General features: G+C 45.3%; 25 protein-coding genes. 2 read left to right on the plus strand and 23 right to left on the minus strand.

What is annotated here, in order from left to right; all coding sequences use genetic code 11:
• Window position 1: 1 nt before the first annotated feature.
• Entirely contained in the window at window positions 2–364 is a 363-nt protein-coding gene (locus tag ACY3LV_RS08280; protein WP_087992089.1) for an Asp23/Gls24 family envelope stress response protein, read from the minus strand.
• A gap of 279 nt (window positions 365–643) precedes the next feature.
• Here ACY3LV_RS08280 and rpmB point away from each other — a divergent pair, with 279 nt between their 5' ends.
• Entirely contained in the window at window positions 644–832 is a 189-nt protein-coding gene (rpmB, locus tag ACY3LV_RS08285; RefSeq protein WP_003221548.1) for a 50S ribosomal protein L28, read from the plus strand.
• 72 nt (window positions 833–904) lie between these two features.
• Here the strand turns inward: rpmB and spoVM are convergent, their stop codons facing one another.
• The 17 genes from spoVM to ACY3LV_RS08370 form a co-directional block, all read right to left on the minus strand.
• Complete coding sequence (gene spoVM / locus ACY3LV_RS08290; RefSeq protein ID WP_003221545.1) at window positions 905–985, minus strand: stage V sporulation protein SpoVM; 81 nt, start codon at window positions 983–985, stop codon at window positions 905–907.
• Between the two features lie 70 nt (window positions 986–1,055).
• Window positions 1,056–1,700 (minus strand): thiamine diphosphokinase, encoded by a 645-nt coding sequence (locus ACY3LV_RS08295; protein WP_333560445.1) that lies wholly within the window; start codon window positions 1,698–1,700, stop codon window positions 1,056–1,058.
• A gap of 68 nt (window positions 1,701–1,768) precedes the next feature.
• On the minus strand, window positions 1,769–2,422 hold the full coding sequence (gene rpe, locus ACY3LV_RS08300) for a ribulose-phosphate 3-epimerase (protein WP_464863618.1): 654 nt from the start codon (window positions 2,420–2,422) through the stop codon (window positions 1,769–1,771).
• A 4-nt stretch (window positions 2,423–2,426) separates the two neighbouring features.
• Window positions 2,427–3,323: a ribosome small subunit-dependent GTPase A gene (gene rsgA / locus ACY3LV_RS08305; protein ID WP_464863619.1), complete on the minus strand. Its 897-nt coding sequence runs from the start codon at window positions 3,321–3,323 to the stop codon at window positions 2,427–2,429.
• Between the two features lie 14 nt (window positions 3,324–3,337).
• On the minus strand, window positions 3,338–5,284 hold the full coding sequence (gene prkC / locus ACY3LV_RS08310) for a serine/threonine protein kinase PrkC (RefSeq protein ID WP_333560447.1): 1,947 nt from the start codon (window positions 5,282–5,284) through the stop codon (window positions 3,338–3,340).
• Window positions 5,278–6,042, minus strand: coding sequence for a protein-serine/threonine phosphatase PrpC (prpC, locus tag ACY3LV_RS08315; protein ID WP_148961853.1), 765 nt, complete (start codon window positions 6,040–6,042; stop codon window positions 5,278–5,280). The genes prkC and prpC overlap by 7 nt, the downstream gene beginning before the upstream one ends.
• A gap of 6 nt (window positions 6,043–6,048) precedes the next feature.
• Entirely contained in the window at window positions 6,049–7,140 is a 1,092-nt protein-coding gene (rlmN, locus tag ACY3LV_RS08320) for a dual-specificity RNA methyltransferase RlmN (RefSeq protein ID WP_148961854.1), read from the minus strand.
• Between the two features lie 2 nt (window positions 7,141–7,142).
• On the minus strand, window positions 7,143–8,486 hold the full coding sequence (gene rsmB / locus ACY3LV_RS08325; protein ID WP_148961855.1) for a 16S rRNA (cytosine(967)-C(5))-methyltransferase RsmB: 1,344 nt from the start codon (window positions 8,484–8,486) through the stop codon (window positions 7,143–7,145).
• Complete coding sequence (gene fmt / locus ACY3LV_RS08330) at window positions 8,473–9,426, minus strand: methionyl-tRNA formyltransferase (RefSeq protein WP_333560448.1); 954 nt, start codon at window positions 9,424–9,426, stop codon at window positions 8,473–8,475. Before fmt ends, rsmB begins: the two co-directional genes overlap by 14 nt.
• Window positions 9,427–9,430: 4 nt before the next feature.
• A complete protein-coding gene (gene def, locus ACY3LV_RS08335) occupies window positions 9,431–9,913 on the minus strand; it encodes a peptide deformylase (RefSeq protein ID WP_333517618.1) in 483 nt (160 codons plus the stop codon).
• A 26-nt stretch (window positions 9,914–9,939) separates the two neighbouring features.
• Window positions 9,940–12,357: a primosomal protein N' gene (gene priA / locus ACY3LV_RS08340; protein ID WP_464863620.1), complete on the minus strand. Its 2,418-nt coding sequence runs from the start codon at window positions 12,355–12,357 to the stop codon at window positions 9,940–9,942.
• Window positions 12,354–13,574 (minus strand): bifunctional phosphopantothenoylcysteine decarboxylase/phosphopantothenate--cysteine ligase CoaBC, encoded by a 1,221-nt coding sequence (gene coaBC / locus ACY3LV_RS08345; protein WP_333560450.1) that lies wholly within the window; start codon window positions 13,572–13,574, stop codon window positions 12,354–12,356. Before coaBC ends, priA begins: the two co-directional genes overlap by 4 nt.
• Window positions 13,575–13,655: 81 nt before the next feature.
• Window positions 13,656–13,859, minus strand: coding sequence for a DNA-directed RNA polymerase subunit omega (gene rpoZ / locus ACY3LV_RS08350; protein WP_087992101.1), 204 nt, complete (start codon window positions 13,857–13,859; stop codon window positions 13,656–13,658).
• A 3-nt stretch (window positions 13,860–13,862) separates the two neighbouring features.
• Entirely contained in the window at window positions 13,863–14,477 is a 615-nt protein-coding gene (gene gmk, locus ACY3LV_RS08355) for a guanylate kinase (protein WP_010327898.1), read from the minus strand.
• A 7-nt stretch (window positions 14,478–14,484) separates the two neighbouring features.
• Entirely contained in the window at window positions 14,485–14,754 is a 270-nt protein-coding gene (gene remA, locus ACY3LV_RS08360; protein WP_003154355.1) for an extracellular matrix/biofilm regulator RemA, read from the minus strand.
• Between the two features lie 76 nt (window positions 14,755–14,830).
• Window positions 14,831–15,706: a YicC/YloC family endoribonuclease gene (locus ACY3LV_RS08365; protein WP_148961860.1), complete on the minus strand. Its 876-nt coding sequence runs from the start codon at window positions 15,704–15,706 to the stop codon at window positions 14,831–14,833.
• A gap of 81 nt (window positions 15,707–15,787) precedes the next feature.
• Window positions 15,788–18,460 carry a calcium-translocating P-type ATPase, SERCA-type gene (locus tag ACY3LV_RS08370; RefSeq protein ID WP_464863621.1) on the minus strand — a complete coding sequence of 891 codons (2,673 nt, stop codon included), beginning with the start codon at window positions 18,458–18,460 and terminating at the stop codon, window positions 15,788–15,790.
• A gap of 119 nt (window positions 18,461–18,579) precedes the next feature.
• Here ACY3LV_RS08370 and rqcH point away from each other — a divergent pair, with 119 nt between their 5' ends.
• Complete coding sequence (gene rqcH, locus ACY3LV_RS08375) at window positions 18,580–20,292, plus strand: tRNA modification protein RqcH (RefSeq protein ID WP_187441490.1); 1,713 nt, start codon at window positions 18,580–18,582, stop codon at window positions 20,290–20,292.
• A gap of 298 nt (window positions 20,293–20,590) precedes the next feature.
• On the opposite strand, the gene sirC is transcribed toward rqcH, so the two are convergent.
• The 5 genes from sirC to sat form a co-directional block, all read right to left on the minus strand.
• The gene (gene sirC / locus ACY3LV_RS08380; RefSeq protein ID WP_148961941.1) at window positions 20,591–21,079 is read right to left on the minus strand and encodes a precorrin-2 dehydrogenase; all 489 of its coding nucleotides are present in this window, start codon (window positions 21,077–21,079) and stop codon (window positions 20,591–20,593) included.
• Window positions 21,060–21,845: a sirohydrochlorin chelatase gene (gene sirB / locus ACY3LV_RS08385; RefSeq protein ID WP_464863622.1), complete on the minus strand. Its 786-nt coding sequence runs from the start codon at window positions 21,843–21,845 to the stop codon at window positions 21,060–21,062. The genes sirC and sirB overlap by 20 nt, the downstream gene beginning before the upstream one ends.
• 2 nt (window positions 21,846–21,847) lie before the next feature.
• Window positions 21,848–22,621, minus strand: a complete 774-nt coding sequence (cobA, locus tag ACY3LV_RS08390; protein ID WP_087992108.1) for a uroporphyrinogen-III C-methyltransferase — start codon at window positions 22,619–22,621, stop codon at window positions 21,848–21,850.
• 101 nt (window positions 22,622–22,722) lie between these two features.
• On the minus strand, window positions 22,723–23,310 hold the full coding sequence (cysC, locus tag ACY3LV_RS08395; RefSeq protein WP_464863623.1) for an adenylyl-sulfate kinase: 588 nt from the start codon (window positions 23,308–23,310) through the stop codon (window positions 22,723–22,725).
• Between the two features lie 12 nt (window positions 23,311–23,322).
• The gene (gene sat / locus ACY3LV_RS08400) at window positions 23,323–24,471 is read right to left on the minus strand and encodes a sulfate adenylyltransferase (RefSeq protein WP_087992110.1); all 1,149 of its coding nucleotides are present in this window, start codon (window positions 24,469–24,471) and stop codon (window positions 23,323–23,325) included.
• Between the last annotated feature and the right edge of the window lie 44 nt (window positions 24,472–24,515).

Here is a 24,515-nt window from a genome sequence, read left to right on the forward strand (position 1 = left end):
ACTACGGGTTCGTCACTCGGACGCCTTGGACATAAATATTAACAGAGTCCACTGCCAGTCCGATGGTTTGATTTACTGTGTACTTTACTTTTGTTTGGATATTATGTGCCACTTCAGAAATTTTCGTGCCATAACTGACAATGATATACATATCAATATGTATCTGTTCTCCTTCTTGGCGAACTTGGACACCTCTGCTGAAATTCTCTTTCCGAAGGATTTCAGTCAGTCCGTCTTTAATCTGATTTTTAGAGGCCATACCGACAATGCCGTAACAGTCAATCGCCGCGCCACCTGCAACCATCGCAATGACTTCATTAGATATATCAATCTGCCCGTACTTCGTTCTTAATTCAATGGACACACTAGTTCCTCCTTCGAATGCATAGAGTTACAGCTATTCTACTATATGGTTTCCATTATGAAAAGAAAAGACCCGGCTGTCGCTGCCTGTCCCTCTACATATACTATAGCACCGCTGTTTCCGCAAGATGTCAAGTGAATTTTCTTGAAAGATGATGAAACAATAGTTGCAAACGTTTTTTAGCTGTGGTAAATTATTTAAAGTATCCATATCGAAAGCATCTAAGATCATATGAAATGTTAGAAAGTAGATGTTTTGTGCAAGTGAGGAGGGAAACAAATGGCACGTAAATGCGTTATCACAGGTAAAAAAACAACAGCTGGGAATAACCGTTCTCACGCAATGAACGCTTCTAAGCGCACTTGGGGCGCGAATCTTCAAAAGGTTCGTATCCTTGTGAACGGAAAACCTAAAAAAGTATATGTATCTGCTCGAGCTTTAAAATCCGGTAAAGTTGAGCGTGTATAACAAAATGAACGCCTGCCCCGATATGTGGCAGGCGTTTTTATGTGGTGAAAGAGGGCTTTGAACCCCTGGGCTTTAATCTTTTCTGAATGAGCCCAGCATCGCCCGGACAATTCCTCCTAAAAACTTCGGCAATTTAATGGTGTAAAATTTCATTTTTTGTCCCCTCCTATAACGTACCGTAACCGCCTGTTCATTGATTTTAGCAAATGAATGAAAGCACATGCTAATCCGTGCTTCTTATCATTATTAATATGCCTTTTGCAAACGAAAAAGTACCTCGTGAATGAATGAGTTCGTTACTAATACATAGTGTTGAACCGAGCGTAATATGACATTTATTTAGCGGATATTTAAAACCGGTCAGTGTCAGCTCATGTATTTCTTCGGAAAACGGTATGAAGGAGATATATCGCTTGTTTTCATCCTTCTCCATATCATATTCACCAGGAGGGAACATTTGAATATGATTTTGTTTGTCTATCAGCCTAATTTTTATATTCGTTTTTACACCTCTGTACAGAAGCTGAATATTTCCTAAAAAATGATCAGCTCTGCCGCCTGTAATGCCGAAAATCTGAATCATATCAGGCTGCTTTTCCAGCGCCCAATCAAGGGCGAGGTCCAAATCGGTCTGATCTTTTTCTGCTTGATACACATGGAGTGCAGGAGCCGCTTTTTCAATTCGGCGGCGTTCTTGATCTGTTATGCTGTCAAAATCTCCAAAAGCTTCATCAGGAATGATACCGGCATCCAAAAGATTGACGGTGCCTTTGTCAACACCGATCCAAAGGACGTCCTCAGCCGTATAGCCAGTTAGATCGGGAATGAGATCTTTAGGGCCTCCCGCAACGATATTGATTGTCTTCATCTTTGATTCCTTTCTCTGATACAGGAAAAAGAGCTTAGGCGTTGTATGCCCAGCTCTTTTTTTGCTGCTTATTTACTTCCTCTGATTTCAGAAATCGCTTTTTTGCGGTCAGGCTGGCCGTAAACAGCTGAACCGGCAACGAGTAAATTTGCGCCCGCTTCAATAACTAGCGGAGCGGTTTCTTTGTTGACGCCGCCGTCTACTTCAATCAACAGATCTTTTTTTCCTCTTTCATCCGCCATTCGCTTAACTTCTTTTATTTTAGAAAGGACGGAATGAATAAATTTCTGCCCGCCAAATCCCGGGTTCACCGTCATTAAAAGAACAAGATCGAGGTCGTCGAAAACATGCTCGATGACCTGTACAGGTGTATGCGGGTTCAGAACAACACCGGCCTTTGCGTCTTGCTCTTTAATAAGCTGGATGGTACGGTGCAGATGCGGACATGCCTCAGCATGTACAGACAGGATATCTGCGCCCGCTTTAGCGAAAGCCGGGATGTAACGATCCGGCTCTTCTATCATTAAATGAACATCAAGCGGCAAATCTGTTACCGGCCGTACAGCTTCTACAATCAGCGGACCGATCGTGATATTCGGGACAAAATGCCCGTCCATGACATCAATGTGAATACAATCGGCTCCGCCCTTTTCTACATCTTTAATCTCATTGCCTAAAGCGGCAAAATCAGCGGAAAGAATAGATGGTGCAACCTTTATCATTATGCTAATACCTCGGCTTTCTGTCTTTAATCTCCGTCATAAATTCAACATAATGGTCGTAGCGGTACTGCTTTAATTCCCCGTCTTCAACAGATTGTTTCACTGCACATTTCGGTTCTTTTAGATGTAAGCAGCCTCTAAATTTGCATGAAGAGCTTTTTTCTCTGATATCAGGGAAGGTATAGTCCAGCTCTTCTTCCTCAATATCTGTAAATTCAAGCGAGCTGAATCCCGGCGTATCCGCAACCAAACCTCCGGACGTGTGAATCAGCTCCACGTGGCGGGTAGTGTGTTTCCCGCGGCCCAAATGTTCGGAAATCTCGTTTGTTCTTAAACCGAGCTCCGGACTGATTGCGTTGAGAAGCGAGGATTTTCCAACACCGGACTGACCCGCAAACACCGTTGTTTTGTCCTTAAAATGCGGGATGATATCCACCAAAGTGTCTTGGTCCTTAGAGGAGGTGAGATACACGTCATAACCAATATTCCGATAGTCTTCTGCATAGGCTTGTATCGTATCTTTTGTATCTTGATCTTCAATCAGATCCATTTTTGTAACGCATATCATCGGCTGAATATCATTGGCCTCAACGAGAACCAGGAAGCGGTCGAGCAATGCCGTGCTGAAAGAAGGCTGAACCGCTGAGAAAACAAGGACCGCTTGATCAACGTTGCAAATTGGCGGCCTGATCAGCTCATTGGTTCTTTCTTTAATTTCTAACAAATATCCCTCTTTGTCATTTTCAGCCTGATACACAACGTAATCGCCGACGAGAGGGGTAATTTTGTTCTTTCTGAAAATGCCTCTTCCTCTGCATTGTACCACTTTATCTGAATCCTCTGATTCATCCAGTACATAGTAAAAGCCGCTAAGCGCCTTAATAATTTTGCCCTCAGGCATATTTTCCCTCCTTGTTATTCATCTTTCGGATACTCAATGGTTTTGTAGCTGACGACTTTATTGTTTACCATCACTTGATAGTACCCTTTTTGGCCGGATTCAATCTTCAGTTCGATCGTTCGTTCAGTCGGCTCTTTTATCTTAAATTCTTCGTAAGTGTCAGAGATACTGTGATCCGCATCGTCAATAGCGATTTGCACTTCAAGCTCGTCCCCTTCATTTTCTGGCTCGTAGGGGATCTCGACCTTTTCTTTCACTGTTTTCGCAGGTTTTTTCTCAGGTCCGAGAGAGAATGTCACTTCCACTTCGTTTCCCGGCTTTACTGCCGTTCCTGCTGCTGGTTTTTGTTTGACAACCTGCCCTTCTGGAACGTCATCTGAGTATGCTTCTTTTTCTTTCAGCTTCAGTCCGTTGTCTTCCAGATATCCAGACGCTGCTTCTTTACTGTAAGTTTTCAAGTTTCTAAGCGTAATGTCTTCAGGCCCGATACTGACTGTGAGTTTGACTTGATCATCACTCGGCACAAGCTCAGTCCCTGCTGACGGATTCTGTTCAATGACAGTGCCCGCGTCTTTCTCATCATTCACTTCATTCACCGTGACATGTTTAAAACCTTGGTCTTTCAACGCTTTTTTTGCCTGATCGACCGTTTGTCCTGTAACATCACCGATCTCCGTTTTAGCTTTTCCAGTGCTTTTATAAAGCGTGACCGTTGCGCCTTCTTTGACTGTAGAATCCGCTTTAGGATCCGTTTTTACCATCAGGCCTTCTTCAATTTTCTCATCTGAGATTTCCAAAACCTCAGAATCAACCTGCAAACCGTCTTTTTCCAAGATGTCTGCCGCCTTTTCGTATTCCATTCCGGAGACATCAGGTATTTTGACATCTTCAGGCATAAAAAGCGACGGAAAAACAGTGACAGCAAGAATTCCAGCCGTGATGAATACGACGCAAACCGTGAGCAAAACCCACGGCCACTTTTTTCTTTTACCGTTTTTCTTTGTTGTATTTTCGTTGCTGGGTGTCAATTCGGCTTCTTTTTCGCCAGCAGCTTTAGCGAGCTCTTCATCTTTAATGATAGGAATCGCTTTTGTCATTTCTTCATCTTCTTGAATCATAAATTTCTTTTCATTGAGTCTGTCGGCATCAAAAGCTGTTTTGATATCAGCTTCCATGTCTTCAGCCGTTTCATAGCGATGAAAAGGATCTTTGGCAGTTGCCTTTAGGATCATGTTTTCAACGCTTTGGGGTACTGACGGATTCCACCTTCTCGCCGAAGGAGTTTCCGCCTGAAGATGCTTTAAGGCGATGCTGACTGCCGATTCTCCATCAAATGGGATACGGCCGGTTAAAAGCTCAAATAGAACGATTCCAAGCGCATAAATATCCGATTTTTTTGTCGCCAAACCGCCCCGGGCCTGTTCAGGTGATAAGTAATGTACTGAGCCCAGCACAGAATTGGTATGGGTGATTGTGGTCGAACTTAGTGCCGTCGCAATTCCGAAATCCGTCACTTTGATATTTCCCATGTGGTCAATCAAAATGTTATGCGGCTTAATGTCTCTGTGAACAATCTGATTTTGATGGGCATGAGCGATGGCTGAGACAATTTGCTCCATGATGTTCAGCGCTTCTTTAGGGTGAAGCGGCCCATTTGCTGTTATGTATTCTTTAAGCGTCATGCCCTCAACGTACTCCATGACAATATAATAAATATCATCTTCCTCGCCCAAATCGTAAATGCTGACGATATTCGGGTGATCGAGGCTTGATGCGGATTGGGCTTCTCTCCGGAAACGCCTGATAAACTCATTGTCATTCACATAGTCAAACCGCAGGATTTTGATTGCGACTTCACGGTCTAGAATCATATCCTCAGCTAAGTACACGTTGGCCATTCCCCCGCCGCCTATGACGCGGAGAATTTGGTAACGTCCGCTGATCCGCTTGCCGATTAGCACTGATCTTCACCCTCTTCAACATGTAAAGCAAGCTCAAGCAAAACTGCTGTAATGTTGTCTTCCCCGCCATTCTGATTGGCTTTGTCCACAAGCAGGTTTACTTTTTCCTGAGGAGCTGAATCGCTTTGCAGGATGTCTTTTAATTCAGTGCCTTCCACTTTATTCGTCAGTCCGTCAGAACATAGAAGCAGTTTGTCCCCGGGTTCGATATCAAAAGAACGTGTGTCAATACTTACTGACAGGTCTGTTCCGAGTGCCTTCGTCAGCACATTTTTTCGCGGATGATGTTCAGCGTCTTCTCTTGAAATCTCTCCAGTGCGTACCAGCTCATTTACAAGCGAATGATCTTCTGTCACTTGAAAAAAATGGTCCTCCTGAAGCAAATAGCATCTGCTGTCACCTATATGAGCAACAGAAACCGTTTTCCCCGTAAAAAGCGCACATACAATCGTCGTCCCCATGCCTTGGCATTCTTCGTGGGCTTGGGCATGATCGTATATTTTGCTGTTTACCGCCAGAATCTGTTCAATGAGCCATTTTTCACATTCTGCGGGCGCAACTGGAATCGCCTCCGCTTCATTCCATTTCTCCCCCATGGCTTTCACAGCCATCTTGCTTGCAACATCTCCAGCAAGATGGCCGCCCATGCCATCAGCGACAACCGCTAATACAAATTCATCTTTCCCCTTGAATACCCCCGCATCATCTTCATTATGCTGGCGGATTTTTCCTGTATCTGATTTTAAGGCTGTTAACAACCCTCATCACCTCGTCTCGTCTTGACGCTCCTTCGCGCGAAGCTGACCGCAGGCTGCGTCAATGTCATGGCCTTGCTCTCTTCTGATTGTGACATTTACTCCGCGAGATTTCAGCGTTTTCTCAAAAGCAAAAATCTGATCACGCGGTGTGCGCACATAGTCCCGTTCAGGCACGTAGTTTACTGGAATCAAGTTCACGTGACATTTGATTCCTTCCAGCAAGTCGGCAAGCTCTTCAGCGTGCTCGACCTGGTCGTTTACGCCTCCGAACAGCCCGTATTCAAAGCTGATTCGGCGTCCCGTTTTGTTAATATAATATTTAACGGCTTCCATTAATTCAGGCAGCTTATACGCTCTGTTAATCGGCATCAAACGGCTTCTGATTTCTGTATTAGGCGCATGCAGAGAAATCGCAAAGTTAATCTGCATTTTCTGATCAGCGAATTCGTAAATTTTCGGGATGATCCCGCTTGTAGAAACCGTAATATGGCGGGCACCGATATTCAGGCCCTTGTCATGGTTAATGATTTTCAAGAAAGCGAGCATTTCCTCAAAGTTATCAAAAGGTTCACCGATTCCCATGATCACGACAGAGCTCACGCGTTCATCCGTCTCATCAAGGGCTTTTTGAACTTTGACGACTTGAGCGACAATTTCGCCCGCTTCAAGGTTTCGTTTCAAGCCTCCGAGCGTCGAAGCGCAGAATGTACAGCCAATGCGGCAGCCAACCTGTGTCGTTACACATACAGAATTACCATACTCGTGTCTCATTAAAACGGTTTCGATTGTATAACCGTCATGAAGTTCGAATAAAAACTTCATTGTACCATCTTCAGAGGTTTGTTTAACAGCCGTTTTCAGCGTTGTTAACACAAAATGAGTGCTTAATTTCTCACGCAGATCCTTTGACAGGTTTGTCATTTCCTCAAAAGAAGATATCCGTTTTTCATATAGCCATTCAAAAATCTGTGCCGCGCGGAACGGTTTCTCTCCGTTGTCTGTCAGCCATTGTTTGATTTCATCTAATTCTAAAGAATAAATAGACGGACGCTCTGTCCGCAATTCTTTTCTTTCTTTCGTTTTTTTCATTTCTGCCATTGTTATCCCTTCTTTCTCATGCTGCAAATAAAGAAACCATCTGTTCCGAAATAATGAGGAAGGATTTGCACCCTTCCTTCCCGAACAAAGGGTCTCGCCTTTTCGGGCAGCCGCTTTTCCAGAGACAAATCGGGTTCAAAATCAGGATGTTCTTGTATAAACGCATGTATGACTTCTTCATTTTCTGTCCGGTCCATTGTACACGTACTGTAGACAAGAGTGCCACCTTTTTTTACTAATGGTGCGATTTCCGCCAAGATCGACAGCTGGATTTCAGCAAGCCGTGCACTGTCATCAGGCTTTTTCGTGTATTTCATGTCCGGCTTTCTTCGGATGACACCAAAACCTGAGCACGGGGCATCTACCAATATCCGGTCAAACTGTTCGTTTTCAAACGTTTCTCCTGCTTTTCTCGCATCCATTGTTTCCGCATGAATGATTGTAAGGCCAAGCCGGTCTGCCGCTTCTTTGATCAGCTTCACTTTATGTTTGTGAAGATCAAGCGACGTAACGTTTCCCTTGTTCTCCATCAATTCTCCGATATGAGCCGACTTTCCGCCAGGCGCCGCACAAGCGTCAAGCACCGTTTCACCAGGCTTAGGATCAAGGGCACGGGCGACGAGCATGGAGCTCTCATCCTGGATGGACACTTCACCGTTTTGGAAGAAATGAGTTCCAGCAATTGTTCCCTTTAGAAGCTTCACAGCGTCTTCAGCGAGGTCGCCTTTTTCAACGTCGATTCCCTCAGCTGCCATTTGATCAAGCAAATCCGTTCTGTCCGCTTTCATTTGGTTGACACGCAATGTCTGCTTCGGCGGAATGAGGTGGATGCGGCAAATCTTTTCAGCTGCTTCAAATCCATACGCACCGGCCCATTCTTTCACGAGCCATTCCGGATGGCTTGTCTCTGTCGCCAGCCGGCGGACAGGGTCTTCAATGGCGTCAAAGGTTGGAACACCTTCGCGCTGAATGGAACGAAGTACGCCGTTGACAAATGAAGCAATGCCTTTGTGTCCTCGGATTTTCGCAATTTCGACCGCTTCATGAATAGCAGCCCTGTCTGGTATCTTCTCCAAATACTCCATTTGATATAAGGATAGGCGAAGAAGCTGAATCACCCACGGCTTTACTTTTTGAGGCTTATTAACAAACGGTTTGAGCATATAATCGAGCGCGATCTTGTTTTGCAATGTACCGTAGACAAGTTCAGTCAAAAGACCTCTGTCCTGATCGCTCAGTTCATTTGATTTAATGACCGACTTCAGGAGCAGATTGCTGTAAGCCTGATTTTGTTCTAGTTTGATGAGCGCCTCAAGGGCGATATCACGAACACTATTTTTTTTCATTGTTTACTCCTAACATATCGCCTGCTTCAACATGGGCGCCGCGCACAAAGTCCTCGCCTTTCATGCGTTTTTTGCCGGCCGGCTGAAGTTCGGTTAATAACAAGGCCGTGCCGTTACCTGTGGCTACTATAATCCCTTCCTTTTCAATCGCAACGACTGTGCCGGGCTCGGCTTTTGTTGGTGCGGGTGTTTTTTTCGACGTCCACACTTTCAAGTTTTGTCCATTAAGAGTCGTATAGGCCACAGGCCAAGGATTTAAGCCGCGGACTTGGTTGTAAAGCTCTTCACCTGTTCTAGACCAATTGATCAGCTCTTGCTCTCTTTTAATGTTAGGCGCGTATGTCGCTTTCTCTTCATCCTGCTTTTCAGGTGATATGCTGCCGGCAATGACATTTGGAACGGTTTCAGACAATAGCTTCGCGCCAGCCGCGCTTAATTTATCATGCAGCGTTCCGACATTGTCGGTTTCTTCAATGTCCACTTCCACCTTTGAAATCATATCGCCCGCATCTAATTTTTCTACCATATACATAATGGTAACACCGGTTTTTTTCTTTCCCTGCAGAATGGAGTAATGGATCGGAGCTCCGCCGCGCAGTTCCGGCAAAAGAGACGCGTGAACGTTAATGCAGCCGTATTTCGGGCTGTCGAGAAGCTCCTTCGGCAAAATTTGTCCAAATGCTGCGGTTACAATAAGGTCAGGCTTAAATGCCAGCACTTTCTCGATTTCTTCTTTCAATCTGACTTTTTCCGGCTGAAGAACCGGGATGCCGTGACGCAATGCCTCTTCCTTGACCGGAGGAGGTGTCAGCACTTTTTTTCTGCCCTTCGGACGGTCCGGCTGTGTGACGACCCCTACTACTTCATATCCGTCCTCTATCATGTTTCTTAAAACAGGAACTGAAAAATCAGGCGTTCCCATAAATACGATTCTTGTCATCAAATCATCCTTCCATATCCGCTAGTTCATCTTCTGTATAGTATTTGCTTATTTTAGATGTAAACAGCACACCGTCTAAATGGTCCATTTCGTGCAGCACAGCCCTCGCTAAAAAGCCTCGCGCTTCCAGAATGAACGGTTTTCCCTGACGGTTAAATGCACGCACTTTGACGTAATCGGCACGTGTGACATCACCATAGACGCCGGGAAAGCTCAGGCATCCTTCAATTCCGGTTTGCTCACCGCTTTTTTCTACAATCTCGGGATTAACGAGATCGATTCTGCCGCTGTCATCCCCAATGTCTACGACAGCCGCTCTTTTTAAAATGCCGATCTGCGGCGCTGCCAGTCCGACCCCATCCATTTCAAGCATGGTGTCGTACATATCATCAAGCAGTTTTTTTAGCTTTTTATCAAAAACAGTCACGGTTTCCGTCGGTGTTTCCAAAACCTCCGCAGGATGTGTGACGACCTTTTTCACAGCCAATTTGTTACCCTCCAAGACGTGAGATCTTACATCATCATATAAGGATTCATATCAATTGAAATCATTACATGCTTTTGTTCAATTTCGCGTTTATAATGTTCCAGTATCTTCTTCAATAAAGCGGATAACTGGGTTTCCTGTTTGTATTTTATCACGCATTGATAGCGATATCTATCTTTGATCCGGGCTATCGGCGACGCGCTAGGCCCGAGAATTTTCGTGTCAGCTCCGCAGTTTGCTTTCAAAAAGTGAGCGATTTTTTCAGCCGTAACAGCTGCTTTCGCCACTTCCTCATGAGAAACCGTCACAAGAGCCAAATAGTAATAAGGCGGATAGGATTGTTCTCTCCTGTGCGCCATTTCATGCTGATAGAACGTTTCATAATCGTGCGACTTCGTCAGTTGGATGCTGTAATGGGACGGTGTGTACGTTTGAATGATGACACGGCCGGGTTTCTCATGCCTTCCTGCCCGGCCGCTGACTTGTGTTAACAGCTGAAATGTTTTTTCGGCCGATCTGAAATCAGGAATATGGAGTGTTGTATCAGCGCTTAACACTCCGACAAGTGTGACATTGGGAAAATCAAGCCCTTTCGCGATCATTTGCGTTCCGAGAAGAATATCCGCTTTTCCTTCTCCGAAAGCTGACAATAATTTTTCATGGGCGCCCTTCCTTGAAGTCGTATCAACATCCATCCGAATCACTCTCGCATTTGGCAGAACTTTTGTCAGTTCTTCCTCCACTCGCTGTGTCCCCGTCCCGAAAAAGCGGATATGCTCGCTTGCACATTCGGGACAAGTATGCGGGACAGGCTCTTCATGTCCGCAATAATGGCATTTCAGCCTTTGACCGTAACGATGATACGTCATGGAAATGTCGCAGTGCGGGCATTGCGGGACATATCCGCAATCCCTGCACATCACAAAGGAAGAATAGCCTCTTTTATTTAAAAACAGCACCGCCTGCTCACCCTTGGCAATCGTTTCTTCAAGCTGTTCCATTAATTCAACTGAAAACATTGAGCGATTGCCGTTTCTGAGCTCCTCTCTCATATCGACAAGCGCAACCTCAGGCATCACCTGTTGGTTAACGCGATGCTTCAGCGAAAGAAGTTCATACACGCCCTTTTGGGCCCGTGCATATGACTCTAATGTCGGCGTAGCACTGCCTAACACAACGGGGCAGCTGTGATGCTCAGCCCGCTTGATCGCCACCTCTTTCGCATGATAGCGCGGCATTTCTTCTTGTTTATAAGAGGACTCATGCTCTTCATCGATGATAATCATTCCGAGATTTTCAAACGGAGCAAAAATAGCCGATCTGGCGCCGACGACAAGCCGCACTTCCTTCCGGTGGATTTTACGCCACTCGTCATATTTTTCCCCTATGGATAATCCGCTGTGCATGACTGCTACCTGAGAGCCGAAACGGCCCTTAAAGCGATTGACCATCTGCGGCGTCAGCGATATTTCCGGTACGAGGACGATGGCTTCTTTTCCTTTCGCCAGTACTTTTTCAATCGATTGCAAATAAATTTCCGTTTTTCCGCTTCCTGTCACGCCGTGAAGGAGGAACACTTTATGCTCATCATTGTCCAATGTCTGTCGTATTGGCTGAAAGGCAGCGCTCTGTTCGTCTGTCAGCGGGAGCGGCTCTGTTTTTTTGAACATTTTGTCCTGATAGGGATCTCTGTAAACCTCTTCATAGCTTTCCTTCAAAAGCCCCTTTTGGATAAGGGTTTTGATGGTCGCAGAGCTTGCATCCGTTTTTTTGCACAAATCCGCCGCAGGGATTTTTACACCTTCCGGCTCAGCGATGAAAAAGTGAAGAATTGCCTGCTGCTTGGCTGCTTGGCGGGATAATTCCTCTGCTTGCTTGGCAAGCTCTTCTATATTCGCATTTGCCTGAATATGCCTGACCACTTTTTTATTCGTTTTTTGCGCGACTTTATATGTCACGTCAATGCTGCCTTTTTGAACATGCTTTTGAATCAGTTTCAGCGTATCGTGATCGGGTATATCTGAATACAGCAGAGTCTTTGTTTCAGAAAACAGCCGATCCACTTGCGGCGGAAGATCGGCGCCCTGTGTGATTTTTAGTTCTTTTTCATATTTTGCCTTTAATGCGGCAGGCAGCATCACTTGAAGCGCCGTTATTTTAAAAGACAGCGTTTTGTCGGACAGCCATGATGACAAATTCATCAGCTCCTCTGTCAAAACAGGTGTAAGATCTAATAAATCCTCTACTTCCTTGACAGATTTCCCCGAGAGATCAGATGCTTCTTTCACAGCTGTCACAAACCCTTGAATTTTACGGGGGCCAAATGGAACAATGACCCGCATGCCCGTTTTAATCATGCCTTTGAGATGGTCCGGGATTTTATAATCAAAAGGCCTGTCAATATTTTTAGTGCTGACATCAACGATGACCTCGGCAAAATTCATGATTGCTCTCCGGTTTGTTTTGAGAGGACTGCGATTTCCTGAAGGATTTCAAAAGAAACATCGAGCTTAGACATCATCGGAAGCTCGCGTTTGCGCCCGTCTTCGAAAAAGATTGTCACGATATTCGTATCAGCACCAAAACCGGCCCCATTTGCTTTCACATCATTTGCCACAATCATATCAAGATTTTTGGCGGCGAGCTTTTTGCGCGCATAGTGTTCAACGTCTTGTGTTTCAGCGGCGAAACCAACTAAAAGCTGGGACTGCTTTTTCTCGCCCAATTCTTTTAAAATATCAACCGTTCTTGTCAATTCAAAGGTCATATCGCCGTCTTGTTTTTTCATTTTATGGTCAAATACGGTTTTCGGCGTAAAATCGGCTACCGCAGCTGTTTTAATGACAATATCGCTTGAGTCATACACAGAGAGCACCGCATCGCGCATATCCGCAGCCGATTGAACAGGAATGAACTGAGCCAGACCTTTAGGATGATCAAGTGAAACAGGGCCAGAGATTAAGGTTACCTGTGCGCCGAGCTGAACAGCAGCCCCCGCTAATGCGTATCCCATTTTACCCGTTGATTTATTGGTGAAAAATCGGACAGGATCAATCGCTTCCCGTGTCGGGCCAGCTGTAATGACCACATGTTTGCCCTCCAAAGGAGCAATTTTTTCTTCAGCAAAATGCTTTTCGGCTAGCTCCACGATATTTTCTGGCTCTTCCAATCTGCCTTTCCCTACATAACCGCACGCTAAATAGCCCTCACTCGGCTCAATAAAACGATAACCATCCTTATACAGAACAGAAATATTACGTTTGACTGCCGGGTGGTCATACATGTGAACGTTCATCGCCGGCGCGATCCATACGGGAGCCGTTGCCGCTAACAACGTGGTCGTCAGCATATCATCGGCGATGCCGTTTGCCAATTTTCCAATCACATTAGCCGTAGCCGGTGCCACGATAATCAAGTCGGCCCAGTCTGCAGCATCAATATGAGATATGACACTTGGATTCTGTTCTTTAAATGTATCTGTATATACTTCATGGCGGCTCAATGCCTGAAATGTCAGCGGTGAGACGAATCGGCATGCTGATTCAGTCATAATCACTTTGACATTTGCTCCTGCCTGAACCAGCTTGCTCGTTAACGCACAGGCTTTATAAACAGCGATGCCTCCGCTCACGCAAAGTAACACATTCCGATTGTTAAGCAATGACTTCTCCCCCTCTGCACTTTACAAAAACCGCACGGAAAAAAATAACAACCTACATGATATAGGTTGCTACTTGTGCTACTATTCGCGGTCTTCCTTTTCAAACGAAAGCAGGCCTGCATCAATTTCTTCTAAAGCTTTGCCTACATATTTGTGTGAAATCGTATGTTCAATCAACTGATCTTTTTTGATTTGCATTTCACGCGCACGTCTCGCAGAAACAGTCACGAGCGTGTATTTGGAATCTAATTTATTCATTAATGAGTCAATCGACGGATCTAACATCTGTTATTCAACCTCCAGCATTTTCTTATATCTCGGTGCAACGCGCTCCCGCTTCAAATGTTCAGCGAGAACGATTGCTTTGATTTTGTCGCAAGCCTTTTCGACATTATCGTTTTCAACGACATAATCATAAGCATCCATCATTTCGATCTCAGCTTTTGCGGCTTTCATTCGATTTTCAATCAGAGCGTCTGTTTCCGTTCCCCGTGTCACGATTCTGTTCTTCAGTTCAGAAAGGCTTGGAGGCGCAAGGAAAATAAACAGGCCTTCCGGGAAAGCATTTCTCACTTGAAGAGCGCCTTGAACTTCGATTTCTAAAAAGACATCTTTTCCATCTTGAAGCGTCTGTTCAACATAATCGACAGGAGTGCCGTAATAATTGCCGACATACTCCGCCCATTCAAGCAGCTTGTTGTCTGCAATCATTTGCTCGAATTCTTCTCTCGTTTTGAAAAAATAATCGACTCCGTTCACTTCGCCCTCTCGCGGACTTCTTGTGGTTACCGAGATCGAATATTCAAATTTTGTGTCTTCCTGCGAAAAGATCGCTTGCCGAACCGTTCCTTTACCAACTCCTGAGGGACCTGAGAGAACGATTAATAACCCTCTTTCTTTCATGCGGCAACTATCCCTGCCCTTCATCCATAATTTCTTCTTTAACAGAAAGTCTGTGTGCAACTGTCTCAGGCTGGACGGCAGATAAGATAATGTGATCACTATCCATAACGACAACTGCACGGGTTCTTCGCCCGTATGTAGCGTCAATTAGCATTCCGCGGTCTCTTGCATCCTGGATCATCCGTTTGATTGGCGCAGACTCCGGGCTGACAATCGAAATCATCCGATTGGCGGAGATAATATTGCCAAATCCGATATTAATCAGTTTAATCGTCATCTTCTACGTTCCCCCTGTAAAGTAGACGTCTCTAGTTTAGCCTAGTAAGACCGTCTGTAAACAATACGCACAGTCACTATTCTATATTTTGCACTTGTTCTTTTATTTTTTCAATAGAACTTTTCATTTCGACGACAAGCTTTGTGATCTGATGATCATTTGCTTTTGAGCCGATTGTATTTGCTTCCCGGTTCAGCTCCTGAACGAGAAAATCGAGTTTGCGCCCGACAGCTCCTCCACCAGCTAATATATCACGAAATTGGGCGAAGTGGCTCTTCAGCCTGGTAATCTCTTCAGAGATATCAGATCGGTCTGCAAAAATAGCGCATTCTGTTACAAGCCGGCTCTCGTCTAACACGTCTTCAGTCCATTCTTTTATTCTGGCGTACAGCCGTTCCCGATAGCGAGATACGACATCGGCTGCCAGCAATTCAGTTTCATTCACCAGCTCTTCAAGCTGATCAATATGCATCAGGCAGTCTTTTGCTAAAAGCAATCCCTCTTTTTCACGCATTTCACAGAGCCCTTTTACCGCTTCCTCTGCAGCAGCGGTGATTAACGCCTCCAGCTTGTCATTTTGCGTCTGTTCTTCATGAATCTGGACGACATGGTCAAGCTTAAAGAAATCCATTACTTCAGGCTCTGCAGCCAATTGATACCGCTTCTTCATATCTCCCGCGGCTGCGACATATTCATCGAGCAGCGGCCAATCAATTTCAAGCCTTTTCTCAACAAGCATATCGCTGTCAACGGACACAAAAAGTTCAATTCTTCCGCGCTGGATATGCTGCAGAATGGTCTGTTTCAGTTTATCTTCAAAATATAGCAAAGGCCTTGGCAAACGAGCGTTCACTTCTTTAAATCTATAGTTCACAGATTTAAGTTCAACGCTTACAGAGAGATCATCTTGTGTTTTGCTTGCACTGCCGAAGCCTGTCATACTTCGTATCATTTTAAAACACCCAATTCTTCCCTGTTCTATAATAAAAGGGCAATAGACATGCTATTACCCCTAAGATTATATCATATGAATTTATTTTTTTCTTGTCAAAAGTGACCCAGCCAGCAAAAAAGTAGGAATGGCGGACATGCCGATGACGAGCATCCAGTCTCCCGGTGTGATGGCTACCGTATGAAAAATCGGCTGAAGCGGCGGATAGTAGATGACGACAAGCATCAGCAACATGGATGACAATACCGCGCCGATTAAGTACAGGTTTTCAAACGGATTTCTGGAAAAAACAGAGGTCTCGCTGCGACAGTCAAAAACGTGAATCAGCTGAGCCAGCACCAATGTTGCAAACGCGATCGTCTGGGCGTAAGCCAAATTCTCCGGATTCCGGTGATATACAATGATAAACGCTAAAATAGTGGCAGCTCCGATTAAAAATCCTCTGGAGACGACCTTCCATCCAAGCTTGCGGGCAAATACCCCTTCTTTCGGATGACGAGGCTTCCGCTTCATCACGTCTCCTTCCGGCTGATCCATGCCGAGCGCCATTGCCGGCAATCCGTCCGTCACCAAGTTGACCCACAAAATCTGAATCGGCACGAGCGGCAAAGGAAGGGCAAGCAGCATCGCAAACAGCATGACAAGGATTTCTCCGACGTTAGAAGCCAACAGGTATCTGATGAACTTTCTAATATTCTCATAGATGTTTCTGCCCTCTTTTATCGCTGACTTGATCGTCGCAAAATTATCATCCGCGAGAACGAGGGATGACGCTTCTTTGGCCACATCTGTCCCGGTAATACCCATAGCAACTCCGATGTCAGCTTGTTTAATGGCAGGGGCGTCATTGACGCCGTCTCCCGTCATCGCCACAATATGCCCGTTTTCCTGGTAAGCTTTCACGATTTTCAGTTTATGCTCAGGAGAAACGCGTGCAAATACATACACATCCTCCACCACATGAGAAAGCTCTTCTTGAGAAAGTTCATTCAGCATCTGGCCGTCCATGATTTTGCCGCTTTTCGGAAGGAGGCGCAAGTCTTTCGCTATCGCTTTAGCGGTCTCCAGATGATCGCCTGTAATCATGACGGTTTTGATTCCCGCTTCACGGCATTCTTTAATCGCCTGTCTGACTTCCGGCCGCGGCGGATCAATAATGCCTGAAAGGCCGAGCATCGTCAAATCTTTTTCCGCCTGCTCCATAGACGGTGTTTCACCTGCTTTAATCGGCTTGTAGGCAACTGCTATCGTTCTGAGCGCCTGGGATGCCAAATGTCTTAATACCGACTCTGTTTCTGCTTTTCTCTCATTAGAGAAAAGAGCCGCTGAGCCGTCATAATAAATACGGGAAGAACGCTGCATCAGCACATCCGGTGCACCTTTTGTAATGATATACCGCTTTCTGTCCTGATCCTCTACAATGACAGTCATCATTTTTCGTACAGAATCAAACGGAAACTCTTCAATCACCCGATAATGAGATTCAACAAACTCCTTAGAAAAACCGCCTTTTCTCGCCGCGGTAAGCAGCGCCCCCTCTGTCGGATCTCCGTCAAGCACATATACGCCGTCTCTTTTCTCAATATTGGAGTTGTTACAAAGCGCTCCGAACAGCAGCATCTGCTGAAGCGGCATATGCTCATTGACACTGATCTCTTTTTCGTTCAGTGTGAAGCTTCCATTCGGTTCATAGCCGGCCCCTGTTACTCTCCATGTTTTTCCTCCGGACCAGACATGTGTCACCGTCATTTTGTTTTGCGTCATTGTCCCTGTTTTATCTGAACAAATGATAGATGCACAGCCAAGCGTTTCAACCGCAGGGAGCTTTCTTACGATTGATTTTTGCTTAATCATCCGCTGTACGCCAAGTGACAGCGCCACTGTCACAATCGCCGGGAGCCCCTCCGGAATAGCAGCTACAGCCAGCGACACACCCGCTAAAAACATACTGTACAGATCATGGCCCTGAATGACACCGACAGCAACGACAAGTACCGTCAGCAGCAACGCAACAACAATTAAAATCTTCCCGAGCTGCTCCAGTCGTCTTTGCAGCGGTGTTGACAGTGTCCCTGCCGATTCAAGCATATCGGCAATTTTCCCCATTGCCGTATTCATTCCTGTTCCGACGACGACCCCGATACCGCTGCCGCGGGTCACAATCGTTCCCATAAATGCCATATTCGTAATATCACCGAGCGAAACATCCGGTTTTTTCAATTTGTCGGCATGCTTCACAACCGGGATTGATTCCCCGGTCAGCGCTGATTCTTCTATTTCAAGGCTTTTCGCTTCAACAATTCGAACGTCCGCGCCAATTCTGTCACCGCTCGTAAATTTCACAATATCCCCCGGCACAAGTTCTTTAGAAGGAATCTTTATCCAGCTTCCTCCCCTGAGCGCCATGACATGTGGTGTTGAAAGCTCTTTTAAAGCCTGAAGAGATTGCTCAGCACGCCTTTCTTGAAAGAAACCGAGTATGCCATTCACAAACACAATCGCAATAATCGCAACCGCGTCTACGTATTCACCAAGAAATCCTGAGATTAACGTTGCCGCCAGAAGCACAAGCACCATAAAATCTTTGAACTGCGCGAAAAACAAGAGAAGCGCTGATGTTTTTTTCCCTTCTGCTAGCTCGTTTGGCCCATGCTTGTCGAGGCGTTTTTTCACCTCTTTTTCTGTTAATCCTTGTTTCATGGACGTATTGGTTGCCTCTAGTAAATCTGTTTGCCCCATTTCATGAAACTTCATTCCGCTCGTCCACTCCCCTGCTCTTATAGAGATATCACTCTATAAGCATGCTTATTCTGACTCGTCCCATTTCATGCTATAATTATCGAATGCAGGAAGAATGAGAGGGTGTATTGCATATGTCGTTTGATGGCATGTTTACATACGGAATGACACACGAACTTAACGAGAAAATCATGGGCGGGCGAATTACGAAAGTCCATCAGCCATATAAGCATGATGTGATTTTTCACATTCGCGCGAATGGAAAAAACCAAAAACTATTATTATCGGCACACCCGAGCTATTCACGGGTGCACATCACGACGCAAGCTTATGAAAACCCAAGCGAACCGCCAATGTTTTGCATGCTGCTGAGAAAGCATATCGAAGGCGGATTTATTGAAAAAATTGAACAAGCGGGCTTAGACCGCATTATGATTTTTCATATTAAAAGCCGGAACGAAATAGGCGATGAAACAGTTCGGAAGCTTTATGTGGAAATTATGGGACGCCACAGCAATATCATTTTGACAGATGGAACTGAAAATCTGATCATCGACGGACTTAAGCATTTATCTCCGTCAATGAACAGCTACCGTACAGTACTGCCCGGCCACGATTATAAGCTTCCGCCGGCCCAGGACAAAATCTCGCCGTTCGAGGCGACAGAAGATCACATTTTGCGTTATCTCAGTTTTCAAGAAGGTCGGCTTGATAAACAAATTGTCGACCACTTTTCAGGTGTGTCTCCGCTCTTTGCCAAAGAAACGGTCCACAGAGCGGGCCTGGCCAACAAAGTCACACTGCCAAAAGCGCTGCTGGAGCTGTTTGCGAAAGTAAAAGAACACCGATTCATTCCAAACATTACGACTGTAAATGGAAAGGAATATTTTTATCTGCTGGAGCTGACTCATTTAAAAGGTGAAGCGCGCCGGTTTGATTCATTAAGCGAGCTGCTCGACCGTTTTTATTTCGGAAAAGCTGAACGAGACCGCGTTAAACAGCAGGCACAGGACCTTGAACGGTTTGTTGTCAATGAACGGAAGAAAAATGCCAACAAAATCAAAAAATTAGAAAAAACACTGGAGTATTCGGAAAACGCGAAGGAATTTCAGCTATACGGGGAGCTTTTAACTGCTCATTTATATAGGCTGAAAAAAGGTGATAAACAGGCTGAGGTCATTAATTATTACGATGAAAAAAGTCCGACAATCACGATTCCTTTAAATCCTAACAAATCGCCTTCTGAAAACGCACAGGCCTACTTCACGAAGTATCAGAAAGCAAAAAATTCGGTCGCAGTTGTCGAGGAGCAAATCAGGCTGGCACAGGAAGAGATTGAATACTTTGATCAGCTGATTCAGCAGCTTTCATCCGCTTCTCCTCGAGATATTAGCGAAATCAGGGAGGAGCTTGTAGAAGGCAAATATTTACGCCCTAAGCAGCAAAAAGGACAGAAAAAACAAAAACCGCACAACCCGGTTTTGGAAACATATGAATCCTCTTCGGGCCTGACAATTTTAGTTGGTAAAAACAACCGCCAAAATGAGTATTTAACGACAAGAGCCGCAGCCAGAGACGATATTTGGCTTCACACGAAGGATATTCCAGGCTCCCACGTTGTGATCAGAAGCAGCGAGCCGGATGAGCAAACAATCATGGAAGCCGCGACGATTGCTGCTTATTTTTCAAAAGCTAAAGATTCAAGTTCAGTGCCTGTAGACTATACAAAAATCAGGCATGTTAAAAAACCGAACGGCGCGAAGCCCGGCTTCGTCACCTATGATAGCCAGCATACCGTCTTTGTTACACCTGATGCTGATACTGTCATCAAGCTGAAAAAAAGCTGAACCGCATGGATAAAGAAAAGCCAGAGCATTTGTATGCTCTGGCCAGCGTGTCGACAATGCATTCGTTGTCAGGCCTGCGCGTCGGTGCTCACGAATTCCGAAAGGAACGGCGGCTAAATGCTTAGGCGTCCTGCCTAAACACCGCCGTCATCACATCCTGTGAAAGTCTGCTTAGATGCTCGCCCTTTCTAGACTTCAAGGGTTTTCAATCACGCTGAAAAATCGACAAAACCCTAAAACGAAAACTGTTTTAGGGTTTTGTCAACAATCTGAAGTCAGAGCATTTGTATGCTCTGGCTTATTTCTTTCTTCTCGTCTGATAAAGTCTGTCAACTTCAGCGACAAAACCGCCGTCAACCAGCTCATCCACTTTTTCAGCCAGCTCCTTTGTGTGCTTTGGGCTGGCTCCGTTTGTAGAAACAGATACCGTAACATGCCCTCTTTTTACGATTTTCGGTATGTACACATTGCCAAGCTCAGCATCACTGACACAATTGACAAGCTGAAAAGGCGAAGCGGTTTGAGCAATCTCTTTGTTGACTGCCGCATTATCCGTTGCGGCAATAATCAAAAACGCATCGAGATAATCTTCTTTTTCAATCGTACGGCTGACCCATCTGATGCGGCGATTGTCTGCCATCTGCTTGATTTCCGGTTCAACATCCGGACTGACAAGCGTAATATCAGCTCCCTCTGAGAGCACCGTTTTCAGTCTTCTGAGAGCGATGCCGCCGCCTCCCGCAATGACAACCTTTTTCTTCTCCAGGCTAATGTGCAGCGGGAGCATATGAACCTCCGTCAAAATCAAATTGTCCTTCAGGGTTTGCAGCGGTTTCTCTCACACGATTCAAAAATGCGTTTTTCACGTGAGGGTGGAAACCGATATAGAAGGAGAGGTAAACATTCGGATTAACAGCCTTTAATTCCTGAACCTCTCGTTCGATTTCATTCATCAGCATGCCCGTAAAAAGCAAATAGGGAACGATAAAGGTTGTTATGCCGTCATCTTCTTTAAGTTCTGAAAAAATCTCTTTGTAATTCGGGCCGCATGCTGTCAAAAAGCACGGGATGACCTCCTTGACCGGAATCATATTTTGAAGAAGATTGGCAATACCGGTTACATCTCTTTTGACTTCGGGGTCTGAACTTCCCCTCCCGATGAGCACGACTCTGGCATTTTCATACGGAACACCTATGTCTTTCATTCGGTGGTATACGGCTTTGACTACTTCTTCGTCAATCCCGATCGGCCTTCCGTATGAAACGCGGACCGAAGGATACCGAGATGCGGCACGCGCAATTTCTTCCGGAATATCATGTTTTGCATGCGCAGCTGTTAAAAGAAGCAGAGGCACCACTGCGATATGAGTGGCGCCTTGTTTCACACATGCTTCAAACCCTGTCTCAATTGTCGGCTCCTGAAGCTCTAAAAAGCTGATTTCCTGTACAGGCGCAGAGACGTGCGCCTTGCATCCTTCCAAAAAGGCCGCGGCTTCTTGCTGCGCCTTTTTCACCCGGCTGCCGTGGCCGACATATAAAATTGCTTGTTTCATTTTTACAACGCCTCGCTTAAATCTTGTTTTTTCAGTTCAGACTCAAACCATTCCAGCTTATAGTGATAATTTACAACATTTCCAACGACAATTAAACTCGGATTTTTAATGTCCTCTTTTATCACCGTTTCTGAAAGGGTATCAACTGTACAAAAAACAGTTTTTTGCTTGTCCGTTGTTCCCCAGTGAATAAAGGCTGCCGGCGTAGATCCGTCCCGGCCGTTTTCAAGGAGCTTTCTTTCAATCTGCTGTATGTTTTTGATACCCATATAGATAACAAGTGTATCAATTCCTGTGGCCAGCGCTTTCCACTTTTCCTCAAAATCCTCTTCTTTTTTATAATGACCCGTTACAAAAGCGACGTTAGAGCCCGCATCACGATGAGTAACAGGAATCCCGGCATAGGCAGCTGCCGCAATTCCTGACGTAATGCCGGGGATGATTTCAAACGGAATCCCGTTTTCTGAGAGGCATTCCGCTTCTTCTCCCCCTCTGCCGAACACAAAAGGGTCTCCGCCTTTCAGTCTGACAACGGTTTTTCCTTTTTGCGCATACTTCACAAGAAATCGATTGATGGTTTCTTGCTTCATCGTATGAAAATCTGGAAGCTTCCCGCAGTAGATCAGGTCTGCTTGCTCTTTGGCATATTGTAAAATCTCTTTATTTACTAATCTGTCATATAAGATGACATCAGCTTTTTCAATGGCTTTCAGCGCTTTAATTGTCAGCAGATCAGGGTCTCCGGGACCCGCTCCTACAATATATACTTTCCCCATCGTATTTCCCCCGATCTATCGAGTTCTTCCAGAACATTTGCTGTAATGTTGTTCTCGCTTGCATTCCGGCATCTGAGAAGAACACAGCAGATCATACTAGCTCAATTTTTTTTGACAAACTCGATCAGCTGGTTTTTACACGCTTCACGGTCATGCTTTCCTGAATCAAGAACAAGCTCCGGTGCTTCCGGCTCTTCATAAGGAGAATCAATTCCTGTGAAGAAGGGAATTTCCCCGTTTCTTGCTTTTTTGTAGAGCCCTTTCGGATCCCTTTGTTCACAAATATCGAGGTCGCATTTAACGTATACCTCATTGAATTCGCCTGCTTCTACAAGCTGGCGAACCTGTTCTCTGTCCTCGCGGAAAGGAGAGATAAAAGCAGTGATCACAATGGTGCCCTGCTGAACAAACAACTTTGCCACCTCTCCGATTCGGCGGATGTTTTCTTTACGGTCTTCATCTGAAAAACCAAGATCCTTATTTAAGCCGTGACGGATATTATCCCCGTCCAGCACAATGACTTGGTAGCCCAGCTCAAACAATTCTCTCGCAGCGGCATTGGCAATGGTTGATTTGCCTGAACCGCTTAACCCTGTCAGCCAGAGAATAGAGCTTTTATGCTTGTTTTTTTGCTGGTACTCTTCTTTTGTAATAGAGGCTTCATGCCATACGATATCGCGATTTGTCACTGCCAGTCCTCCTTAAAATACGCCTGCTTCTTCTTTTTTCTTCATCCCTTTGATTAACACTTCTACGACTTCTGCGCGGCTGAATTCAGCAGGCGGCAGCACACCGTCTCTCAGCATGCCTCTTACCTTAGTGCCTGATAAAATCACGTGATGCTCTCTGCCGTGAGGGCAAGTTTTCGCGGTTCCCATATTCCCGCATTTTTCACAGAAGAAGCTGTGCTCGAATTTCAGCGGTGTAATCCCGAGCTCTTCAGGTTTAAATGTGTCAAACAGCTCCTGTGCTTCGTATGTTCCGTAATAGTCACCTACACCCGCGTGATCGCGGCCGACGATGAAATGCGTGCAGCCGTAGTTCTTTCTGACAAGCGCGTGGAAAATCGCTTCTCTCGGTCCTGCATAACGCATCGCCGCTAAGAAGACGCCGAGGAACACACGGTCTTTCGGATAATAATTGTCAAGAAGCACTTGGTAGCTTTCCATCCGCACATCAGCTGGGATGTCATCAGATTTTGTTTCACCTACCAGCGGGTTTAAGAACAAACCGTCTACTGTTTCAAGAGCCGTTTTTTGAATGTATTCATGTGCTCTGTGAACAGGATTTCTTGTTTGGAAACCGACAATTGTTTCCCAGCCATTTTCCGCAAACTGGCGTCTTGTTTCTGCCGGTTCAAACGTAAATTCAGGGAACTGTTTTGAAGCTTTTTTAATCAATGTGATCGGTCCGCCGACATATGTATCGCCGCGGCTGAACAGCTTTTTAACACCCGGGTGTTCCTGATCATCGGTTTTGTACACATTGACCGCTTCTTTTTGTTTGTCTGGCACGTACAGGTCTTCAATTTGGATAACGCCGTATGTGTCTCCTTCATACGTTAACTTTACCGTTTCACCGACTGACAGTTCAGCTGCTTTTTGCGCGCCTACCGGGAGCGTGATCGGCAGAGACCAGACAACACCGGAAGAAAGACGCATGTTTTCCACAACAGATACGTAGTCCTTTTCATTAAAGAAGCCTTCGATCGGGCTGTAGCCGCCGATTCCAATCAACTCTAAATCGGCAAAAGAAATTAAATCAAGTTCAATTTCTTTTTGAATGCTGCTTACATCAAATGATTCATCTACTCTGTTTACTAATGTTCCTCCGTGAGGTGCTAAACTCATAATATCTTTTTCCTCCTAGTTAACATATAAAAAAACTCAGATTA

The sequence above is a fragment of the Bacillus sp. 11C genome, assembly GCF_055486375.1.